General features: G+C 42.5%; 11 protein-coding genes. 5 read left to right on the forward strand and 6 right to left on the reverse strand.

Annotated elements, in window-relative coordinates; all coding sequences use genetic code 11:
• Positions 1-71: 71 nt before the first annotated feature.
• Complete coding sequence (locus QNM16_RS15865; RefSeq protein WP_284021422.1) at positions 72-941, forward strand: LysR family transcriptional regulator; 870 nt, start codon at positions 72-74, stop codon at positions 939-941.
• Positions 942-975: 34 nt separating this feature from the next.
• Here QNM16_RS15865 and QNM16_RS15870 read toward each other — a convergent pair whose 3' ends face one another.
• Entirely contained in the window at positions 976-3,090 is a 2,115-nt protein-coding gene (locus QNM16_RS15870; RefSeq protein WP_284021423.1) for an alpha-amylase family protein, read from the reverse strand.
• 210 nt (positions 3,091-3,300) lie between these two features.
• Between QNM16_RS15870 and QNM16_RS15875 the strand changes: the two genes are divergently transcribed.
• Positions 3,301-5,031, forward strand: a complete 1,731-nt coding sequence (locus tag QNM16_RS15875; protein WP_284021424.1) for a CocE/NonD family hydrolase — start codon at positions 3,301-3,303, stop codon at positions 5,029-5,031.
• Positions 5,032-5,035: 4 nt separating this feature from the next.
• On the opposite strand, the gene QNM16_RS15880 is transcribed toward QNM16_RS15875, so the two are convergent.
• On the reverse strand, positions 5,036-6,556 hold the full coding sequence (locus tag QNM16_RS15880) for a response regulator (protein ID WP_284021425.1): 1,521 nt from the start codon (positions 6,554-6,556) through the stop codon (positions 5,036-5,038).
• 244 nt (positions 6,557-6,800) lie between these two features.
• On the opposite strand from QNM16_RS15880, the gene QNM16_RS15885 reads away from it, so the two are divergent.
• Positions 6,801-12,335 (forward strand): two-component regulator propeller domain-containing protein, encoded by a 5,535-nt coding sequence (locus QNM16_RS15885; RefSeq protein WP_284021426.1) that lies wholly within the window; start codon positions 6,801-6,803, stop codon positions 12,333-12,335.
• 558 nt (positions 12,336-12,893) lie between these two features.
• On the opposite strand, the gene QNM16_RS15890 is transcribed toward QNM16_RS15885, so the two are convergent.
• A complete protein-coding gene (locus tag QNM16_RS15890; RefSeq protein ID WP_284021427.1) occupies positions 12,894-14,129 on the reverse strand; it encodes a right-handed parallel beta-helix repeat-containing protein in 1,236 nt (411 codons plus the stop codon).
• Between the two features lie 177 nt (positions 14,130-14,306).
• On the opposite strand from QNM16_RS15890, the gene QNM16_RS15895 reads away from it, so the two are divergent.
• On the forward strand, positions 14,307-15,413 hold the full coding sequence (locus QNM16_RS15895) for a LamG-like jellyroll fold domain-containing protein (protein WP_284021428.1): 1,107 nt from the start codon (positions 14,307-14,309) through the stop codon (positions 15,411-15,413).
• Between the two features lie 76 nt (positions 15,414-15,489).
• Here the strand turns inward: QNM16_RS15895 and QNM16_RS15900 are convergent, their stop codons facing one another.
• Positions 15,490-16,059, reverse strand: a complete 570-nt coding sequence (locus tag QNM16_RS15900; RefSeq protein ID WP_284021429.1) for a hypothetical protein — start codon at positions 16,057-16,059, stop codon at positions 15,490-15,492.
• Between the two features lie 131 nt (positions 16,060-16,190).
• Positions 16,191-18,230, reverse strand: a complete 2,040-nt coding sequence (locus tag QNM16_RS15905) for a S9 family peptidase (RefSeq protein WP_417710051.1) — start codon at positions 18,228-18,230, stop codon at positions 16,191-16,193.
• 395 nt (positions 18,231-18,625) lie between these two features.
• Between QNM16_RS15905 and QNM16_RS15910 the strand changes: the two genes are divergently transcribed.
• Positions 18,626-18,769 (forward strand): hypothetical protein, encoded by a 144-nt coding sequence (locus tag QNM16_RS15910; protein ID WP_284021430.1) that lies wholly within the window; start codon positions 18,626-18,628, stop codon positions 18,767-18,769.
• Positions 18,770-18,852: 83 nt separating this feature from the next.
• On the opposite strand, the gene QNM16_RS15915 is transcribed toward QNM16_RS15910, so the two are convergent.
• Complete coding sequence (locus QNM16_RS15915) at positions 18,853-19,281, reverse strand: GNAT family N-acetyltransferase (protein ID WP_284021431.1); 429 nt, start codon at positions 19,279-19,281, stop codon at positions 18,853-18,855.
• Between the last annotated feature and the right edge of the window lie 8 nt (positions 19,282-19,289).

Below are 19,289 nucleotides of genomic sequence, written 5' to 3' on the forward strand. Positions count from 1 at the left end.
AGCATAGCGATTTCATTAGATTGAAAAAACAAGATAAAAAGAACGCACTGTTTAGTCTGGGAGAACAACCTATGAATAAGTTGCGGCATATGTCTTTGTTTGCACAGATTGTTGAAAGGGGATCTATTACTGCCGCCGCCAATGCTCTTGGGTTATCTAAGTCTGTCTTAAGCCAGCATTTAAAAGAGTTGGAGCAATCACTTGGGGTAATGCTACTGCGACGCACAACGCGTAAGCAAAGTCTAACGGTTGCTGGGCAGGGGTTTTATGAGCAATGTAAGTTAATCAATCAAACAGCTCAGTTAGCTTGGTTAGAGACCGCACAATTTAACGATGTGCCCAAAGGAAAGGTCAAAATAACTGCACCGAACGTGTTAATGACGACCTTGGTCGCACCCGCACTGGCTGGGGTATGCATCGAGTATCCAGAGCTTGAACTTGAGCTGATTGCTGATGATCAACAGCTTGACCTACATGCGCAAAATATCGATTTGGCAATTCGTGTCGGGAGATCGAAAAGCAGCGATGCGAAGCAGCGTTGGGTAGGGGAATTTAAAGATGTGTTGTGTGGCTCGTCAGCACTCTTAAAAACGCAGCCTCCAGAAGCGCTTCGTTATATTGCTAATATTTGGCAAGATCAGCACATAGAGCATGTTTTTACCTCCTCCACAGGGCAAGAAAAAGTATTTTCAACTCGCGCTAGCTGCCACGTAAACACGTTTGATACGTGCTTTGCCATGATAGCGCAAGGAGCGGGTATTGGCTTGGTGCCCGACTTTAAGTTGCCAGAGCTCGCTGCGCAAATATGTGAGGTTTTTCCTGAGCATAGCTTAAAGGCAAATCCGATATTTGCACTGCACACATTTGATAAGCAAATACCAATGAGTATCAAAGTATGTTTGCAAGCGATTGAAAACAAACTAGGCCAGAGCATGGACTAGCTTGTTATCTTGTTATCTTGTTATCTTGTTATCTTTAATCGGTGATATGTGATTGTGTGTTGCTATAAGCTTCAAAGTCTCGCTGTGGCACATAAACAGCATAACCTCGGCTGGGCGCCGTGAAATACCCTCTGCCATCGTCATAGATGGTCACTCTGTCATTCGTATCGAATGCATTCACGAGCGTTTGCCCCGCTAAATCACTAAACCCGGTTGCATGGGTTGTCACCCATGCCCCTTTTCGTTCGGTGCCATGGTTGTTTAAAACAATAATGGCACCTTGCTTGCCTTGTTTGCCAAATCGCCTTGCAATATAAACATGTTGCACATCACCATAGGGTGCACCTTGCTCGGAAAGAACCACTAAGCCGCCATCCATATAGGTGTTACGAGCGAACATCAATTGCTTGATATCCTGTTGTAAACTCACAGGCGCGGTGGTTGTAAGGCTTGAGTCATGATAGTCATGCTGTTTTACCGCAAAATAATGGGAATAGAATACAGTGGGTTTTCCCTCATGACTTAAAATATAGGCATAGGCCAATTTATGATCTTTATGCACCCATTTGTCATGCTCTTTGCCTGTATCGTGGTTTTCAACAAAGGTGACCACTGATGTCCCCGCTAGATGATTACCGCGATTATTTCGTACAAGTCCGGCATGATTGAGCGCACGCATATCAAAACTTTGATCTTGATTGCTCATTTGCGTTAGCACTGATTTTAGAGGGAAATCAAACGCATCGATATCAGCGCCCGCGCTTTGTACTGACTCTATCCATGATTTAATGCTGCTATCGCCACCCCAATATTCAGCGACAACAAATGGCTGCTTGTCATGGTTTTTTGGCAAGCTATTGACCCATTTTGCTGCAAACTCTGGCTGAAATCCGCGTACAAAATCGAGCCGAAAACCATCAAATTTATGTTGTGTTTTAAGCCATTTCCCCCAATCAATTAACTTCTGCTGCACGCGTGGTGAAAAGGTATTAGTATCATTACCAAAAAACTTGGTGTTGGTGATGACTTCATCATTGCCCTGCTCTCCTAGCCAGTCATCGCCATCCACTGGGTGAAAGTCATCAAACTGCCAGCCATTATCGCTACTGGGGTAATTACCGTCGGAATGTCTTGCTGGTGGTGTTATCCGAGTATTGGTATAAGCATATAAATGTGTATGCGTGATATTTTTGACAGTTTGATTGTGCGCGCTTTGCTGCCACACTTCGATTGGTAAAAAACCATTGTTTTGCGACGCATCAAACCAAGCTGTGGGACTATTTATGTCTCCTTGTTTAGCGCTAAGCTTGATAAACAAATCCGTTTTGTCTGGTACATCCAACCAGTACTCATCGACATCAGCTTGGTCAATAATGCGTCCTCGTAGCGTGGTATTTAAACCTGAAAAGGCGTTACTGCCGGGGCGGGTAGTTGCGTAATTACCATCATTTGGTTCTTGCTCTATGTAAATCGTAGTTGGCGTGACGGTATTTTTAGCCTCGGTGATACTCAGGTTATACCCTCTGGAGTTGATGTGTTGTGTCCATGGCATGGTAGAGCCATAGCCTTGAATCTTAATATAAATCCGTCCATGTACACCTTTGAGTTGCCAGCTAATTTCATTGCTAGGGTAGGCCACGTGCTGATGTTGGTGGGCTTTATTCATGGCATACGCTTTGACCGCAGGGTTAATTTCACTGTCTTGTTCATTACTGTAAATATGATTGAGTACCACATCTGCATAGACCTCGATCTGATGGTGTTGCATGGTATTGATCATGTTTGTCAGTTCACTTTGGCTGCCAAAACGCGTTTCAATACTGCCTTTTTGCAAATAACGGCCTAGATCATAATGGTCGTATACACCATAACCCATATCGATGATCCCCCAATTACCTTTAGAAGGTGGCGGGATCCAAATACTGGAAAAACCGGCACGGGATAAGCTGGGCGCTTGCTCACTTAAATGATCCCACCAAATGCCATTTTTGTTTTTTTCATCTACTGGCACATCCCAATAAAAGCCTTGTAGCATCACATCATCGGTCGCCAAACATAACGTTGGCGTACAGCAGAGCAGCGCGCCGCAAAGCAGATAATGTGCAGCAGTTGGATAGTAAAAGGCTTGGAGTTGAATGTTTTTTATCATATTGCATGTCCTTGCAGAGTTAATTTAGAGTGTTTTTTGTCCAGTTCAATTTTAACCTAGCATGTTTGGCGATGATCTGTGTTGAATACGTATGCAAAAGTCACATCGGTGGGCATAAAGTACAGTGCTTTAATCTGTTCGTATAAATTTGCTACGTTATTTTTGATGTGTTATATCATATCTATATTGGCTAATTTTTAGGGACTGATAATGAGAGCTTTGGCATTGTTTATTCTTTTTATGGGCGTTCAATTTTCACCTTTAGCTGCCATAGATATTTTCATCCCGCTTCGTGATAACACCCAATTGGCGGCCACGCTATATGTGCCTGAGCAAGGGAAAAATCAATTTAAGAAGTTTCCTATCATTGTGCAATTTACCCCTTATGGGCGGGCCGAAGCTAAGTCGAGAGGTAAATACTTTAGTCAACATGGCTATATATTTGTTGCGGTAGATAGCAGAGGCTTGGGCGATTCTACTGGACAATTTGTGCCTTTTACTGATGAGGGGAAAGATGGTTATGATGTCATTGAGTACTTGGCTCAGTACCCACTAAGTAATGGTAAAGTTGGGACTTTAGGTGGCTCATATCGAGGTTTTGCGCAGTGGGCGATTCAGAAATATCGACCGCCTTCGCTACAGTCAATGGTTGCCATTGCATCTGTGTATCCTGGCTATGACTTTCCCATGAGAAACAATATCTTTTCTGATTACGCCATATCCTGGTTGGACTTTGTGTTATCCAAGGATGAGAGTAAGCGCTATGGCTCAGGAGATGGTTGGAGCAATGCATATTTACAGCAAAAAAATAACGGCACAGCATTTAAAGATTTAGATAAATATAACAACCATTTATCCAAGGTTTATCAAGCTTGGCTAGCGCGCCCAAATTACGAGAAATATTGGCAAAATATGGTGCCAGAGCGGAGTGATTATACTGAAATATCAACGCCGATTCTGTCGATAACAGGCCATTATGATGGCGATCAGCGAGGTACTTTAAAGTATTACAAAAACCATCATCAATGGGCAAAGCAACAAGCGTTTGAGCAACATTATTTAATCATGGGACCTTGGGATCATAGTGGCACGAGAGTGCCTAAAATACAGGTACATCAGGCGCAGTTTATGCCCCAATCTATACTTGATATGCCAAAGGTTTATTTAGATTGGTTTAATTGGACATTGAAAGGGAAAAACAAGCCTGATTACTTAAACTTACCGGTGATCCAGTACATACAAAGTAAAGGACAGTGGCTTGGCCAGAATAGCCTGCGATCCGGCTCCAATTTAGAACATGTTTCTTTACAAAGCATGCTAACAAATCAGGGGGAACACAGCGTTAGTCCAGTGCCATACAGCAGTTATGACTATGATCCAAAAAAAGAGATTACTTTGCCTGAGGCATTTGATATGACTGGTTCGGTGGATTTACCGAGCGATCAAAGCAGCTATGTGGCGTTTGAAACCTCGGCACTGGATCAAAAGAAAGTACTTTTTGGTCAATTTGAGGCAGATATTTGGCTTAGCATGAATGTTTCCGATACCGATGTTTATCTAGAGGTTTTTGAAGCCTGCCCTGATAGCGCAATGCGTTTATTGAGCCAAGCGCAGCGACGCATTAAGTATAGAGATTCGCTATCCTCACCTGTTTCAACACCCATCAATGTACCTTTCTCTGTCACATTTGATGATTTTGATTGGGTCGCAAGAGAGATTAATCAGGGATGTAAATTGCGGTTTCTCGTTCGCTCGTCAAAATGGCATCAACAAAAGCACTTTAATAGTGCTTTACCCGTCGCTTTTCACACCATGGCAAATGCGCAAGAAGCTGAGATACGCATATTACATAGCGATGACTATCCTAGCCATATTCAGATCCCGTGGTTAGACCCAAGCGCCGATGTGGTAAAGCCTTTAAACTTGCCACTTAGCCAATAAATGATTACGCCATGGGGATACTGACAAAGACAGAGGTACCTGATTGCTCATCGCTTCGATACTCGATATAGCCTTTTTGCTGCTCAATGAGCAGCTTGGCGGTGTATGTACCTAGGCCTGAACGAGTCCCTTTACCATGAGATACAAATTTTTCTAAAAAGTTTTGCCGGATTGGTTGAGCAATTGCGTCGGAGTTGTGTATTTCTATAGTATGAAATTGATTGTCACTTTGTGCACTGACTGTGACTGCTTTGTCGTTTGATGAGGCTTCGAGTGCATTTTGCAGCAGGTGGGTAAATACAGCGAACAACAATGATTGCTCCGCTTTTACTTGCAAGCCATCAGGGACGGTATTGGCTATTTTTATTTGCTGCTTGGAGATAATGTGACTTAATCCCAATATCACTTTATCGATTATGTTATGGACTGACAGTGACGATGGATTGTACGGGTATTCATTGCGCTCAATCTTTTGCAGCGCTTGCATATTATCTAGGTGTGACTGCAATTGCTGGCAGTTTTGCTGGATAAAATCTAAATATTGTTGTGCTTTTTGCGGGTCATTTAAATGGGTTGATAGCGCGTTGCTGGCGGTTTGGATTTCTTTAATGGGGTTAACGACTTCTTGCTGGTTTACCGTATCAAATTGATCCCTCAGTTTTGCATTTTCCATCATGGTATCAATTTGTGCTCGCATGAGGCGGTTAGAGTCGATGGCACGGCAGTGGGCTTTTACTCGTGATCGCACAATAGAGGGGTTGGCAGGTTTGGTAATGTAATCAACAGCCCCTAATTCTAACCCTTTGACGATGTGCTCTGTTTGCTCTAATGCAGATAAAAATATCACCGTAATATGTTGCGTATTGGGATCGGCTTTAAGGCGTTTGCACACTTCAATGCCATCCATATCTGGCATCATAATATCCAGCAGTACCAAATCAGGCTGCGGTTCCATTGCGCATATTTGAAGTGCTTTTTTACCGTTCAGTGCCGCTTTTACTTTGTAATCTTTACGCAAAATATCACTGATCACTTTGATGTTATCAGCGACATCATCAACCACCAATACTTGTGTAATATGTTCTTTTTGTTCTTTTTGTTCCGCTGCCTCGGCTTTCATTGGGCGGACTGGCTTACTCAATGCTCGTTGTAAACGTGATAGTAAAATTTGACTTGAGAAGGGTTTGACTATGTACTCGGATACGCCGCATTGAATCGCTTGCATTACATTGCCTTGATCTATGGTGGCAGACGTCATAACGAATGGGATTTGAGCTGTGCGTGGGTTACTACGTACATATTGCAATAATGTAATGCCATCGAGCTTTGGCAGTTTCCACTCTGAGATAATTAATTGTATGTCGTTGTAATTGAGCTTTTCTCTCGCATCTACGCCGTTAGAGCTTTGCACAACGGTGACGCTTGGCGCCAGTTTTTTTGCCGTACTGGCTATCATGGAACGGATGGTTTCATGAGGTTCCACAATTAACACAGTCAGTGGTTGAGGGTTATCACTCCAAGTCATTGAGTTCTCCGCGTCAAATTTGCTTAATGAGAATTACTGGCTAATTGACTGTCCTTAGCACGCGACCGCATAACTGAGTGATTGATAGACAAAAATTAACTTCTTCTTATTTTGCACATGTTATCGAAAAGTGTCTAATAATTATGCATACACTTACCCAATTTGAAAAGTACGCACTATGCTAATTGAGCGTGGTGAAATCTTAAGGTTTAGTGTGTCATTCAAATGATTCAAGGAGTCAGATATGCGCCTTTGGCGGCTGTGTTTTGTTTTGCTAGTTTTATGTGTGTTTGCAGGAAGTGCCAGAGGCACCACTGAGGTTAAAGTAGAAGCTATCTCCGCTTATAATGGGTTGGCTAACCCGCAGATTTATGCGGTATCAAAAGATCCCCAAGGGTTTATGTGGTTTGGTAGTGCAGATGGAGTAAAGCGCTATGATGGCTATCAGTTTGTCAGTTTTAACCATAATCCGAATGACGAAAATTCACTCTCTGCAAACAGTGTTGGGGCGCTACTGTTTGACAAACAAGGGCAGCTTTGGGCGGGCACTTGGGGCGGCGGATTAAATTTATTTAATCGAGATAAGCAGCAATTTACCCATTTTAAACATGATGAAGCAAACCCAAATTCACTAGGCGCAAATAAAGTACAAACGCTATTTGAAAGCCGAGACGGCACCTTGTGGGTGGGCACAAATGGCGGCGGCCTTAACCGTTTAAAAAAGGATCAGCAGAGCTTTGAACGCTTTGTGATGCAGCAAGACAATCCATATAGTTTGGGCAGTGATCGGGTTTGGAGTATCAGTGAAGGCAATAAAGGTGGTATTTGGGTAGGAACCTCTAATGGTTTGTACCGATTAGACCGAGATACTGGTCAATTTCAGGGTTTTGGCGTGGCACCAAATTCGTTAGATCATGCTGAGGTGCGTCAGGTTTCTGTTGATAACCTAGGTAGAGTATGGGTAGCGACACGCACCAGTTTTGGCTTGTTCAACCCAGAAACCGCCGAGTATCGAATTTATAATATTCCATCAGGTGCATTGCCAAGCGTGACGCGCTTACATCATTTTAATGAAGATATATTATTGGCGACTTTTGCCGGAGTTTATCGTTTTTCGCCCCGAGAAAATCAATTTGTGCCTGTGATTGAAAACGGCGAACTCACCTTATTACAAAATCGCGATGTGAGACAAATCTTGATTGATGACAGTGGCTTATTATGGGCAGCTACGCGCTACTCCGGTGTGCAAAAAGTATTTCCAAATCCTCCTGCGTTTATTTCGTGGCAAAACTTTTTAAGTGAGCAATTACTCTCTGGGCTATTCAATCAAGTTCTGACTATAGAGCAGGCCAAAGCGGGCGGCGTATGGCTTGGCACTGGCCGAGGCTTAGTACATTTTGATGGTCAGTCTCAGTTCACACCATTTGCAGATGAAAAAACATTACGAGGAAATTATCGATTGCGTGTACACAGCATGGCTCGAGATCTAAATGGACAGCTGTTTGCTGCGACAAGCTTTGGTGTGTATCGCGTCGATGAAGATAATAAATCTTTAAGCATAGTTCCCCTGTCATGGCTAGAGGATTCTCGCCGCTCTGTAGAGCATATTAGTTTTGATAAGCAGGGCAGTATGTGGTTAGTTCTATCTGGACGAAGTGGCTTAACAAAGCTGGATGCGGGCAATAACGCAATCGTACATTTTCTCGAAGGGCAAGATCTAGAGTTTACATTTCATGACAGTGAAGGGTATGTATGGGCGGGTAGCGATGGAGAGGGGGTATTTAGAATAAACCCTATTACTTCTAACTTCGAGCAGTATACGGCCCATGGCGAACAAGTGGGGCCAAATGGAAATTATGTCAGTCACGTTATGCAGCAAGGCGACTATATTTGGCTAGCGACTAATTTAGGGATCACTCGCTTTGATATTGCGACCAAGCAATTTAAACAGTACGACAACACCGCCTCTCAGGTAAATTTTGCCGTGCAATCGATAGCCCAAGATAAAGAGGGGTTTTTATGGTTTGCCAGTGCCAGTGGCGTATTTAAGTTTGACCCTGTTTATGGCATTTTTCATCAATTTACCACCAATGATGGTTTGATCAACCATCATTTTTTAGCGCGCTCTTTTATTGTCTCTGACGAGCAAATTTTGTTTGGTAGCATTGATGGTATCACGGGGTTTAACCCAAAAGACGTGAAAGTTAATACTAGTGCGCCTCCTGTTGCATTTACACAGGCTTTTGTCGATGGTAATCCCATCGAAATCGACAGTGGTGAAATTCGTTTAGGTCATCAAGATAAAAATTTATCAATTCATTTTGCTGCACTGGATTTTCAAGCGACAGATGATAACCGCTATCGTACTTGGCTGGTTGGATATTCTGATCAATGGAGTGATATCACACCAGATCACATTGTTAACTACCGAGAGCTCCCGCCAGGAGAATATCGTTTTAGGGTGCAGGGGAGTAATAATCATGGTGTTTGGAATCAAGTTGGGATTGAGCTTAAGGTGATAAGTGTGCCTGCATGGTATCAAACTCTGTGGTTTCAAATTTCCATGCCGGTCATTGTCGTGATTGCTTTGCTGCTTGGGTTTTGGCTGAGGGTTAGGCAATTGCGTGAAAATAGCATTGAGTTAGAGCGGAAAATTGCTAAGCGTACACGCGACATTGTGGTTCTTGGTGAAGTAGGAAAAGAGGTTGCCGCTACCTACGATATGCATGTGATTAGTGAAACCATTTACACGCATCTAAGCGATATCCTACATTGTGAATTTTTTGCCGTTGGTGTGTTTTATTCTGAGAAAAACTACATAGATTACATTTACGCTATGCAACAAGGTGAGCTCTATGAGGCACTGGAAAGCCATACTAAGGTGGTGAGTAGTGCTGATGTTTATTGTGTATCTAGTGGCCAAGAGTTTTATGCTGCAAGCGATGAGAGCTGGCAAAAAGTGGGGCTCAAAGCGTGTAATAACCTCTATGGTGAGCAGACCAAATCTGTATTTTGTGCGCCACTGATTGTCGATGGCAAAGTGATTGGAGTATTTACAGTACAGTCAAACAAACCTCGAGCATATAAAGAAGTGCATTTAAATGTTTTGCGCTCTGTTGCCAATCATATCGCGGTGGCACTTGCCAATTCATTATCCTACAGCGAACTCAAAGAAGCGGAGCAGCGGTTAGATTTGGCCATGCAAGGCGCTAATGCAGGTACATGGGAATGGGATTGCCAAAGTGATTTACTCGTTACCAATGGTATTTGGTCGACCATGCTGGGGTATCAAGAAGGGGAGCTTGAGCTGCGCTATGGTAATACCATCAACCGTTGGCGGGAGCTTATTCACCCAGATGATGTGGCATTGGTAGAAAGTGCACTTCAGGCGCATCTTAGCAAGAGTACAGATACTTACCGCTGTGAATTGCGCATGAAAACTGCCAGTGGAGAGTGGAAATGGATTTTGAGCATGGGACAAAGTGTGTTTGTGAATCAAGATAACAGGCGCAAAGAAATGTTCGGTATTCATATGGACATTTCTGACTCTAAAGGGCTAGAGGAGGCGTTGAAGCAAGCCAAAGAACGCGCAGAAAGTGCCACCCAAGCGAAGTCAGATTTTCTGTCGAATATGTCTCATGAAATACGTACACCAATGAATGCCATCATTGGTATGAGTTATTTGGCATTAGAAACAGATCTTAATTTTAAGCAACGAAATTATGTGGAAAAAATCCACCGTAGTGCAGAGTCTTTACTTGGCATAATCAATGATATTTTAGACTTTTCTAAGATTGAAGCCGGAAAGCTCGATATCGAACAGGTAGAGTTTTCGATAGAAGAGACCTTGCGCAGCTGTTTAGATTTAATTGCATTGAAAGCAAAAGAGAAAGGTTTGGAGTTATGTGCGCATATTGACCCCAAAGTACCCAGTAAGTTAATTGGCGATCCACTGCGTTTGTCGCAAATACTGCTTAATCTTGGCAGTAATGCGGTGAAGTTCACCGAGCAAGGTGGCGAAGTGCTGGTGGATGTGCGTGTGGAGCAGCAACTTGCAGGGGAGTTAACCTTAAAGTTTGCTGTGGTTGACTCGGGTATTGGCATGACACAAGAGCAGCAAGCGAAATTATTCAGCTCTTTCTCTCAAGCCGATACGTCGACGACGAGAAAATATGGTGGTACAGGACTTGGGCTAGCCATTTGTAAAAAGCTAGTGGAGTTAATGCAAGGTGAGATCCATTGTCAAAGTGCGCAGGGAGTGGGTAGTACTTTTAGTTTCACACTGGTACTTGATGATGCGCTATGTGAACCTGTAGCGCTAGAGAAGTTACCAGCGACAGAGGCGCTGATCATTGATGATAACTTCAGTTCAAGCCGTTATCTAGGCTCTTGCTTGTCCCGCTTTGAAATTGAATCACGCAGTGTATCGTCTGCTGACATTACAGACTTTGGTGACTTATTACTGCCTGTAGATATGGTGTTCATTGATATGCGTGTTGAACAGGCTCATGGATATCTTCAACATGTGCAGCAGGCCAAGCCTGCAATTCCTTGTATTTTAATGCCCCTGTATGAGGCGCAAAATGTTGACGCTTGCTTGAAGCATATTGAGCGAGGGAGCTATTTACTCAAACCATTTTTAGCAGATGATGTCTATAGTTCGATGCAGCGAGCGTTTGGGTTTAGCGAAGAGTCTGCTGAGCACAATCACGAGCATGATGAGCAAGCACATCAGTTGGCTGGTGCTCGATTGTTATTGGTAGAAGATAATGATTTAAATCAAGAGCTAGCAGTAACCTTATTAACAAGCAAAGGTATCGAAGTTGAAGTGGCGGAGCATGGGCAGCAAGCATTGGATATGTTGGAGAAAAGCACATTCGACGGTGTATTGATGGATTGTCAGATGCCAGTGATGGATGGGTATACAGCGACGCGCAAAATACGTGAGCAAAGTCAGTTTGAGTCTTTGCCGGTAATTGCAATGACCGCCAGTGTTATGATGGATAATCAAGATGCAGCACTTGCTTGCGGCATGAATGACATTATAAGTAAACCGCTTAATATCGAAAAAATGTTTGCAACTTTGCGAAAGTGGATTTCAGTTTCCAAGCCATCTAAAATCGATACAGAACAGCCTCAAATAGCGAAGGATGATACGGGTTATCCCGATATTGAAGGCATCGACACAGATATTGCTAAGTCTATATCACAAGGCGATTCAGCCTTGTTTAAACGCTTACTTAAGCGTTTTGTTGATCGTCAGCAACACTTTCATTCACACTTTGAAGAGGCATTGGAGCAACAATATATAGATCCGGATGCGCCGATGCGTTGTGCTCATACGTTAAAAGGGACTGCTGGCAATATCGGGGCGACGCAAGTGCAGGCGGTTGCTGGTGAATTAGAGCAAGTGTGTGCTGATAAGCAGCCACATGCATCTGCATTGAACCAAGTCCATGAAAAACTAGAACCCTTAATTTTTGCGATTCAGCAGATTTTAAATAACCAGCCCAATGAAGTTAAAGAAATTCCGCCACAATCGAGTGCTTTAACAGAGCAGCAAGTCGCAAAGATGTTGGCTCAACTGACGGTGTTGCTTGAAGATTATGATACCGATGCCATTGATTTGGTTAGTGAGCTATTACCCGTGTATGAAGGTACAAAATTTGTCAATACATTTCAGCAGTTGGTGAGCTTAATTGATGATTATGACTTTGATGCAGCTAAGGCGCTCTTGTATAAGATCCAACCTGAGCTAACTGTATCCGAGCAAGCATAAGGTTAACTTGAATGATTTGTCGCTAAATTGGAAAGCTATGCGCACTGTGATGTCAAACTTACTGATATTAAGTAGGAAAATGCTGGGCGTACTGGTCAGGTATGTTGGCAAGGATTGACGAGTTGTACGCCCAGCTAAAAGCTCGTTTAAATTGTAATTAATTCATCTTGGTTAAAAATGCTGGGCGTACTGGTCAAGGTATGTTGGCAAGGATTGACGAGTTGTACGCCCAGCTAAAAGCTCGTTTGAATTGTCATTAATTCGTCTTGGTTAAAAATACTGGGCGTACTGGTCAAGGTATGTTGGCAAGGATTGACGAGGTGTGCGCCCAGCTAAAAGCTCGTTTAAATTGTAATTAATTCATCTTGGTTAAAAATGCTGGGCGTACTGGTCAAGGTATGTTGGCAAGGATTGACGATGTGTACGCCCAGCTAAAAAAGTGCGTTTAAATTGTATTTGCTTCATCTCTATTAAAAATACTGAGTGTGCCAGTCAAGGTTATAGGCAAAGCTTGGCACAGCGGCACACTCAGCGAGACGATTTGGTTTTAATCACGCATTAGTGAGCCTGTTGATATGCTGATTGAGTAACATAGTGGTGGTTATTCAATTCGTGGCGTATTACGGCGTCATTTAAATAAGAAAAGGTCTTTGGCCTTCCTGCTGAATCTAATGTACCATCGTTTTCTATACTGTTTTCAATGATTAAGTGCGCTGAATTAGTGTTTACGGCATATAACTTCAATGCATAGCTGCCTGGATGAACGATTAAATTTCCTTTATAAGCATGTGGTAAGCCATTGCTGATCGTACTATCTTGTTGTGCAGCATTGCGTGCAAATATGCCATTTTCACCAGCATAGATAATATGATTATTGAGCACTTTAATCCCATCTCCATCTATCATCATACCGTTGCCACCACTGCGATAAATTAAGTTATTTCTCACTTCAACACCATCACCACCAACTTGAATGCCGGTGTTTTGCCAGTGTGGATCAAATGGACTGACCCCAGTGCGGTATATGGTGTTATTAGTGATAAATGCGTTGCCTTGTACTGAGTTAAGCTGTATGCCATCGGCAGCGATATTCTCAAGTTTATTATCAAAAATATGTACATCTTGAATTTTGTGTGGGTAGACTGTAGTCAGTGCATTGTCACATACTAGATTACGGGATTTACCCGTATACCCGATGTACATACCTTCGCCGCTTTCGGTGTTGTGAATGTAGTTACTATGGATACGAAGGCCTGTCATCGTAAAATTCTCAGCCCATGTGTTGGCATCGCAAGTCGGGTCTGTTTTGATTAACATGCCAGCAAAACGAGCGCGATAAACTTCGAGGTGGTCGATTTCTATTTGCTCGCTCAATGCGCCAATCCCCAGTGTACCGCCAAGTCTCAACCCATACTCTGACTCACCCTCTATTGGGGTTGAGGTAACCCTTAGCCACTGGCTATTTTCAATCGCGATGCTGTATTCATAGGGAGCAAACGTAACGACACCATTTTGGTTACGTATTGTGATAGGTGCTGATGCCGTTCCTTGCATATTACGCACTCTCAGTGGTCCACGTGTACCGGCTTCTAAACATACGGTATCCCCAGCGTTGATTGCCATACTTTGTCCATCAATCAGGTGTTGTGCGCTGCGAATGTAATGATCGCAGTGTAAATTATTTGTTTGAGCTGTATGGTTCATTTGTTTGATAGCACTTGCAAAACTGGGTGTTGCTATGAGTATATTTATTAACAGCATGGTTGTGTGAGTAGGTTTTTTTGTATTCGTCATTGGACACTCCATTATCAAATGTTTGAATTTATTGTTGATTCAAAGTGAATAAGAAATTGCGTTTATATTGGTAACAAGATGCAGAAAACACTAGAAAAACAGGGTAAATAAAGAGTAAAATTACTTTTACCGGAATTGGGTAAGTGTTAGTTATTGATATATATGGATAAATTTTTTATGGATGAAAAAAATCTTAGTTTAGAAAAATGTAAAGGTTTGTGGATAGGTGATGTTTATGCCGATTTAAACACTAAATCGTTACACAAAGAAAACTCGATCCAGCCACTATCTGAGCTGTCTTTCTCACTGCTTTTGACTTTGGTTGAGCATCAAAGTAGACCTTTACCTGCTGAACAGCTACAGAATATGGTGTGGCAAGGTGTTGTCACAGGCAATGAAAATGTAAAACAGCGAATAAGTATTTTACGAAAAGCGTTTTCTGCACTTGATGAGTTAGAACACATAAAAAATATTCGAGGTAAAGGATATTTGCTCGTACAGCCAGTAAAGTTAGATTACGCAAATAAGAGTGTCAATATTTGGCCATTTGCAGTGATAGGTGTCATTTTTACCATCCTCATTATTGCTGGACTGATTTGGCACACTACTTCAACATCTAAAGTGCTTAAAAGTGAGCAATATCAATTGTCCGTAGAAACGGGTGACAGCATAAGACTTGCGAATAAAAAATCAAATTTAGCTTTTTGTTTAGATGGTTTTGACGACTATGTAGAAGTTTTTGATTCTGAATTAGATGTAAGTACAGGAGACTTTTCGTTGTCGACTTGGGTTAAAACCTCTTCGCAAGGTCAGCATATCATTGTGGATAAACGCTATGAAGACCAAGTATCTGATGTCCAAGGGTATGCTTTTTATATTGATGATGGATACTTGGCGCTTCAACTCGCCGATGGTGATGGCAGCTGGTATTGTCAGGAGCCAGACTCTTCGTGTACTTTTTACGATTCTAAAGCATTCGTCTCTGATGGTCAGTGGCACCATGTTGCTGTGAGTATAGATAGAGACCGTAGTAAAGGGCTGCGTTTTTATCTCAATGGACAGCTCAATAGCGCTTTTGACCCAACTGGTCGCCAAGGCTCTTTAAGTAATGAAAAGCCGCTGCGGATTGGCAGTCGTTCATCGTTTAAAACAGGGCTGTTTAATGGTGCAATAGGCGAAATACAGCTTTACCATCGGGTTTTGACTCCATCAGAGATTCGCCAGCAGTATAACAAGGGTAATTCTCGTAACTGCAGTGGCTCAGGCAGTAAAGGCGGTATTTAGCGAGCGTTTAAAGTTAACGGCTTTCACTTAGGAAAGCTGTTCACTCGTTCAGAGTTTGTAATCCCCAACGAACGTGTTATTTGGACTTTTTACGCTCTTCTAAAATAAGGTTAATCATTTCGGTTCGGATCTCAGCTTCTTGGGTTTCAAGATCATTCAGTTGCTGCTCTAGTATTTCAATCAAGTCTTCTTCTTGTGTGTTCTTGTAAGCTTTGCTGCCTATATGCTCTGGCGCTTCACTGCTTTTAGGTGTATCGGGCGCTGAGTCAGCAGTGGAGGCATGTATAGTTAAAGTTCGTTGCAACGGCGGCTTTTTTAACTCGTTGATTTCTTTTTGCAGATTGCGGATTTTTTCTTGTACAAGCTCCACAACTTTTTCAAGATTTTCATATTGCTCTTTGAAAACAGGGTTGCGCCTTTTATAGGCCGCAGCTTCTTTGTCTAGCTCCTTACTAACGAGAGGTTGCTTTTCCTCATCGTCTTTTTCGTCTTTTCGATACGCTGATTTTTCACGTGGTGTGGGCTTTAGGACATTTTCAGGTAGTTCGCTGGTTCTTTTATGACTCGGAACATAGGGCTGTGATGCTCTTTTTTCAATAACTTTAGGTTCAGTAATATGGGTGTGATGTAGGATTTTAGATAACATGATGATTCCTTATCTGTGTGTTATGTACCTCTAGTATGTATCGGCTGACTATCCTTTTTATAAAGTTGCATAAGTTGATATTCCTAAAAAAAATTGCCGGATATTTCCGGCAATTTATGTTTTAAGCTATTTTATTTTTTATACATCTCAAACCAAGCAAGGGTGTGCTCAATTTTTGAAATCATGCGTGATGGTCGACCTGCAATACCGTGCGGCGCGCCAGGCACGCGAATCAGCACAGTGTCTACTTTGCGCAGTTTTAATGCTTGGTAGAACTGCTCTGATTCGGACATCGGAGTACGTCGGTCTAATTCACCTGTCATGATCAACGATGGCGTAGTGACATTACCTACCAGAGATAGCGGTGAACGCTGCCAATAATGTGCAAGGTTTTCCCAAGGTAGGCCTGGAAATTGATTGCGGATTTGGCCAAGGTAGCTGTCTGCTGTCAGTACTTTACTGATCCAGTTAATTACTGGCTTTGTGATTGCCGCTGCGTTGAATCTGTCTGTTAGACCAACCGCATAGGCTGTTGCAATACCGCCCGCAGAGCCACCTGCGATGAACAAGTTGTTTTCATCGATAAAGCCTTTTTCGATAAGGGCATCAACAGCCGAGTTATGATCCGCAAAGTCTTCTTTAGAGCTATATTTGCCGTCCAGTAACAAGGCGAAGCGCTCGCCATAGCTGGTTGAGCCACGATAGTTGACGTAAACGACAACGTAACCTTCGGCTGCATAACGTTGTAACTCAGCACTAAAGTGAGGGCCATACGCTAGATGTGGGCCGCCATGAATTTCTACTAATAGCGGGTATTTTTTTGATTTGTCAAAGTTAGGTGGTGTGATATACCAACCTTGGATCTGCTCACCATCGAACTCTGATTTGTAATTTAGTTCATGTACTTCACCTAATGTGCGGTGGGCTAATAGATCTTGGTTTAACTGTGTTAGTGTTGTTGTTTTTCCTTTTCGCCAGTAAGCCACATCTGCCGGCGCTTGACTGTTGCCTTGGGTATAAGCCAATGTCCCATTGTTAGCCATGGTAAAGCTGCCGCTGACGTAGGGGCGACCTAGTGTTGTACCAGATACATCATCTACCAGCTGCTTAACTTTGCCTCGTGAAGACACTTTTGCTAGTACGCGCTTACCTAGGTCATCATATTGAATAACAAAGTCACCTTTGCCAGCCCAGCGGTAATCCGCAACGGAGCGATCTAAGCCCTCAGTCAGTGACTTAAGCTTTTTATCTTTGATTGACAGTAAGGTTAATTGGTTATTTACGTAAGGCACTGGCGCATTGCCGCGACTAATAAATGCTAATTTATCGCCTTTAGCAGAGAAGGTTGGGCTGTATTCAGCTCCCGGCAAATCTGTTAGCTGCGTTAGTGTCTGGCTCTCTAGATTAACCTTGTACAAATCTGATTCTGTAGTTCGGTATTCCCATTCAGGATGTTGATCTGATGAGAAAACAATGTTTTGGTTATTTGGACTCCAAGCCAAAGGCCCACGGTGTTGAAAGTCCCCTTTAGTAAGCTGTCTTGGTGTACCGCCGTTAGCTGGTAAGACAAATACATGTTTGAAAGCTGGTTCAAGATAACCTCGTCCATCAGCTTGGTATCTGGCTTTTTCGAAAATTTTAACCGGCTCAGACCACTGGGCACCCTTTGGCTTGCTTGGTAATTTAACTGATTTTGCAAACTTAGATTTACCTTGGGGTACATTCATGGTGAACGCAATTTGTTCCCCGTCAGGTGACCACGTTATATCACCAATGGCTTTGGGTAGCTGAGTGAGTACAGCTTGTTTATCTTGCTCTATCCAATACACATGTAATTGGCGAGAGCCGCTACTATTACTGGTAAATGCTATTTTACTGCTATCAGGAGACCAACGAGCTTGGCTGTAGCTATATTGATCAGCAAAGAGTGGATAGTGACTCTTTTTCGCTATGTCATATAACCATAAAGTACGTTTTGGCACATCACGCATGATGTCATAGCTGCTGCGTTCATAAACAATTTTTTTGCCATCTGGGCTGATCTGTGTGCTGGCTGCATATTCAAGGGCAAAAATATCATCAGACTTAAATGTTGTAGTGCTTGCTGAGCTGTCTGTTGCTGCTAAGGCAAGCATCACGCCGCTGAGGGCGAGAGAAGTGATTGGCTTCATAAGTAGAACTTTTATTTTTAATTTTCTCTACAGTAAATTTGAATCGTCTGATTAACAAGCATTATGAGATGGGCTGACCCAGCCTGTGGTCGAATGAAGGAGATGGGATGATTTAAATCAATCTTAGCGTACTTTGGATTATTGCTAATTCTAAAGTATTGATTCAGCGGCTCACGTGCTCTGAACTCATCAAAACATACGGGGTAGCTGAAGTAGGGTCAAAATGACCTTTTATCATTATTAGGAATAGCACACTTTTTTGTTTTTTAATTAAACAGTTATTCCATATCAGTTAAATTTAAAAGGTAGTTTATTTGTTGATTTTTGGTTTTTTTGGGGTATTTTATTCCCGTCATTTAGATGGTGTATTAATTTAATTAAATAAGGAAATTATTATGAAACTAAATCTTAAAACTAAAAAACTAGCTAATTTATCTAATAAAACTGTAACTCAACAACTGACAGACAAAGTTGCAGGTGGTGCGGTGATTACAGGTTGTTACTTTCCATGCAAACCACAAACGAATACAGGTAAATAGGCACGTGCTGATCAAGACGCAATAAAGTGAGGTGCGCTGTGCGCACCTATGTATGAGTATACCTTGTATGCGGCTGTATAACTTTAACGCTGATCTTGTGATATGTAGGCTGCAGTGATATGGCGCTTCATTATAAAACCGGGAGATTGCACATCATCAAACCCAAATTGTTGATAAAGCGTATGGGCATCGTGTGTTTCCAGTGCAAAGCGTATAAGCCCTTGTAGTTTAGGATGTGTGATCACAGCATCTAGCAGCGGTTTGCCATGCCCCATTCTTCTAAAAGGTTCCAAAACAAATACATCGAGTAGATTTGCAAATGTTGCACAGTCTGTGACGACACGGGCAAATGCAATGAGCTGATTAGTTTGTACCGGTGCAAAACACAGCGAATTATCGATGGCTGTTTGTAACCTCTCAGCGGTTATGACCTTACTCCAATAGCTCCGTTCTGAGAAAAATGCATGAACTTGTTTTAATTGCGGTTGCGAAAGTCGATTGACAAGCTGCATCTTTAAAC

It is taken from the genome of Pseudoalteromonas umbrosa (assembly GCF_030125375.1).
Lineage (GTDB): Bacteria > Pseudomonadota > Gammaproteobacteria > Enterobacterales > Alteromonadaceae > Pseudoalteromonas > Pseudoalteromonas umbrosa.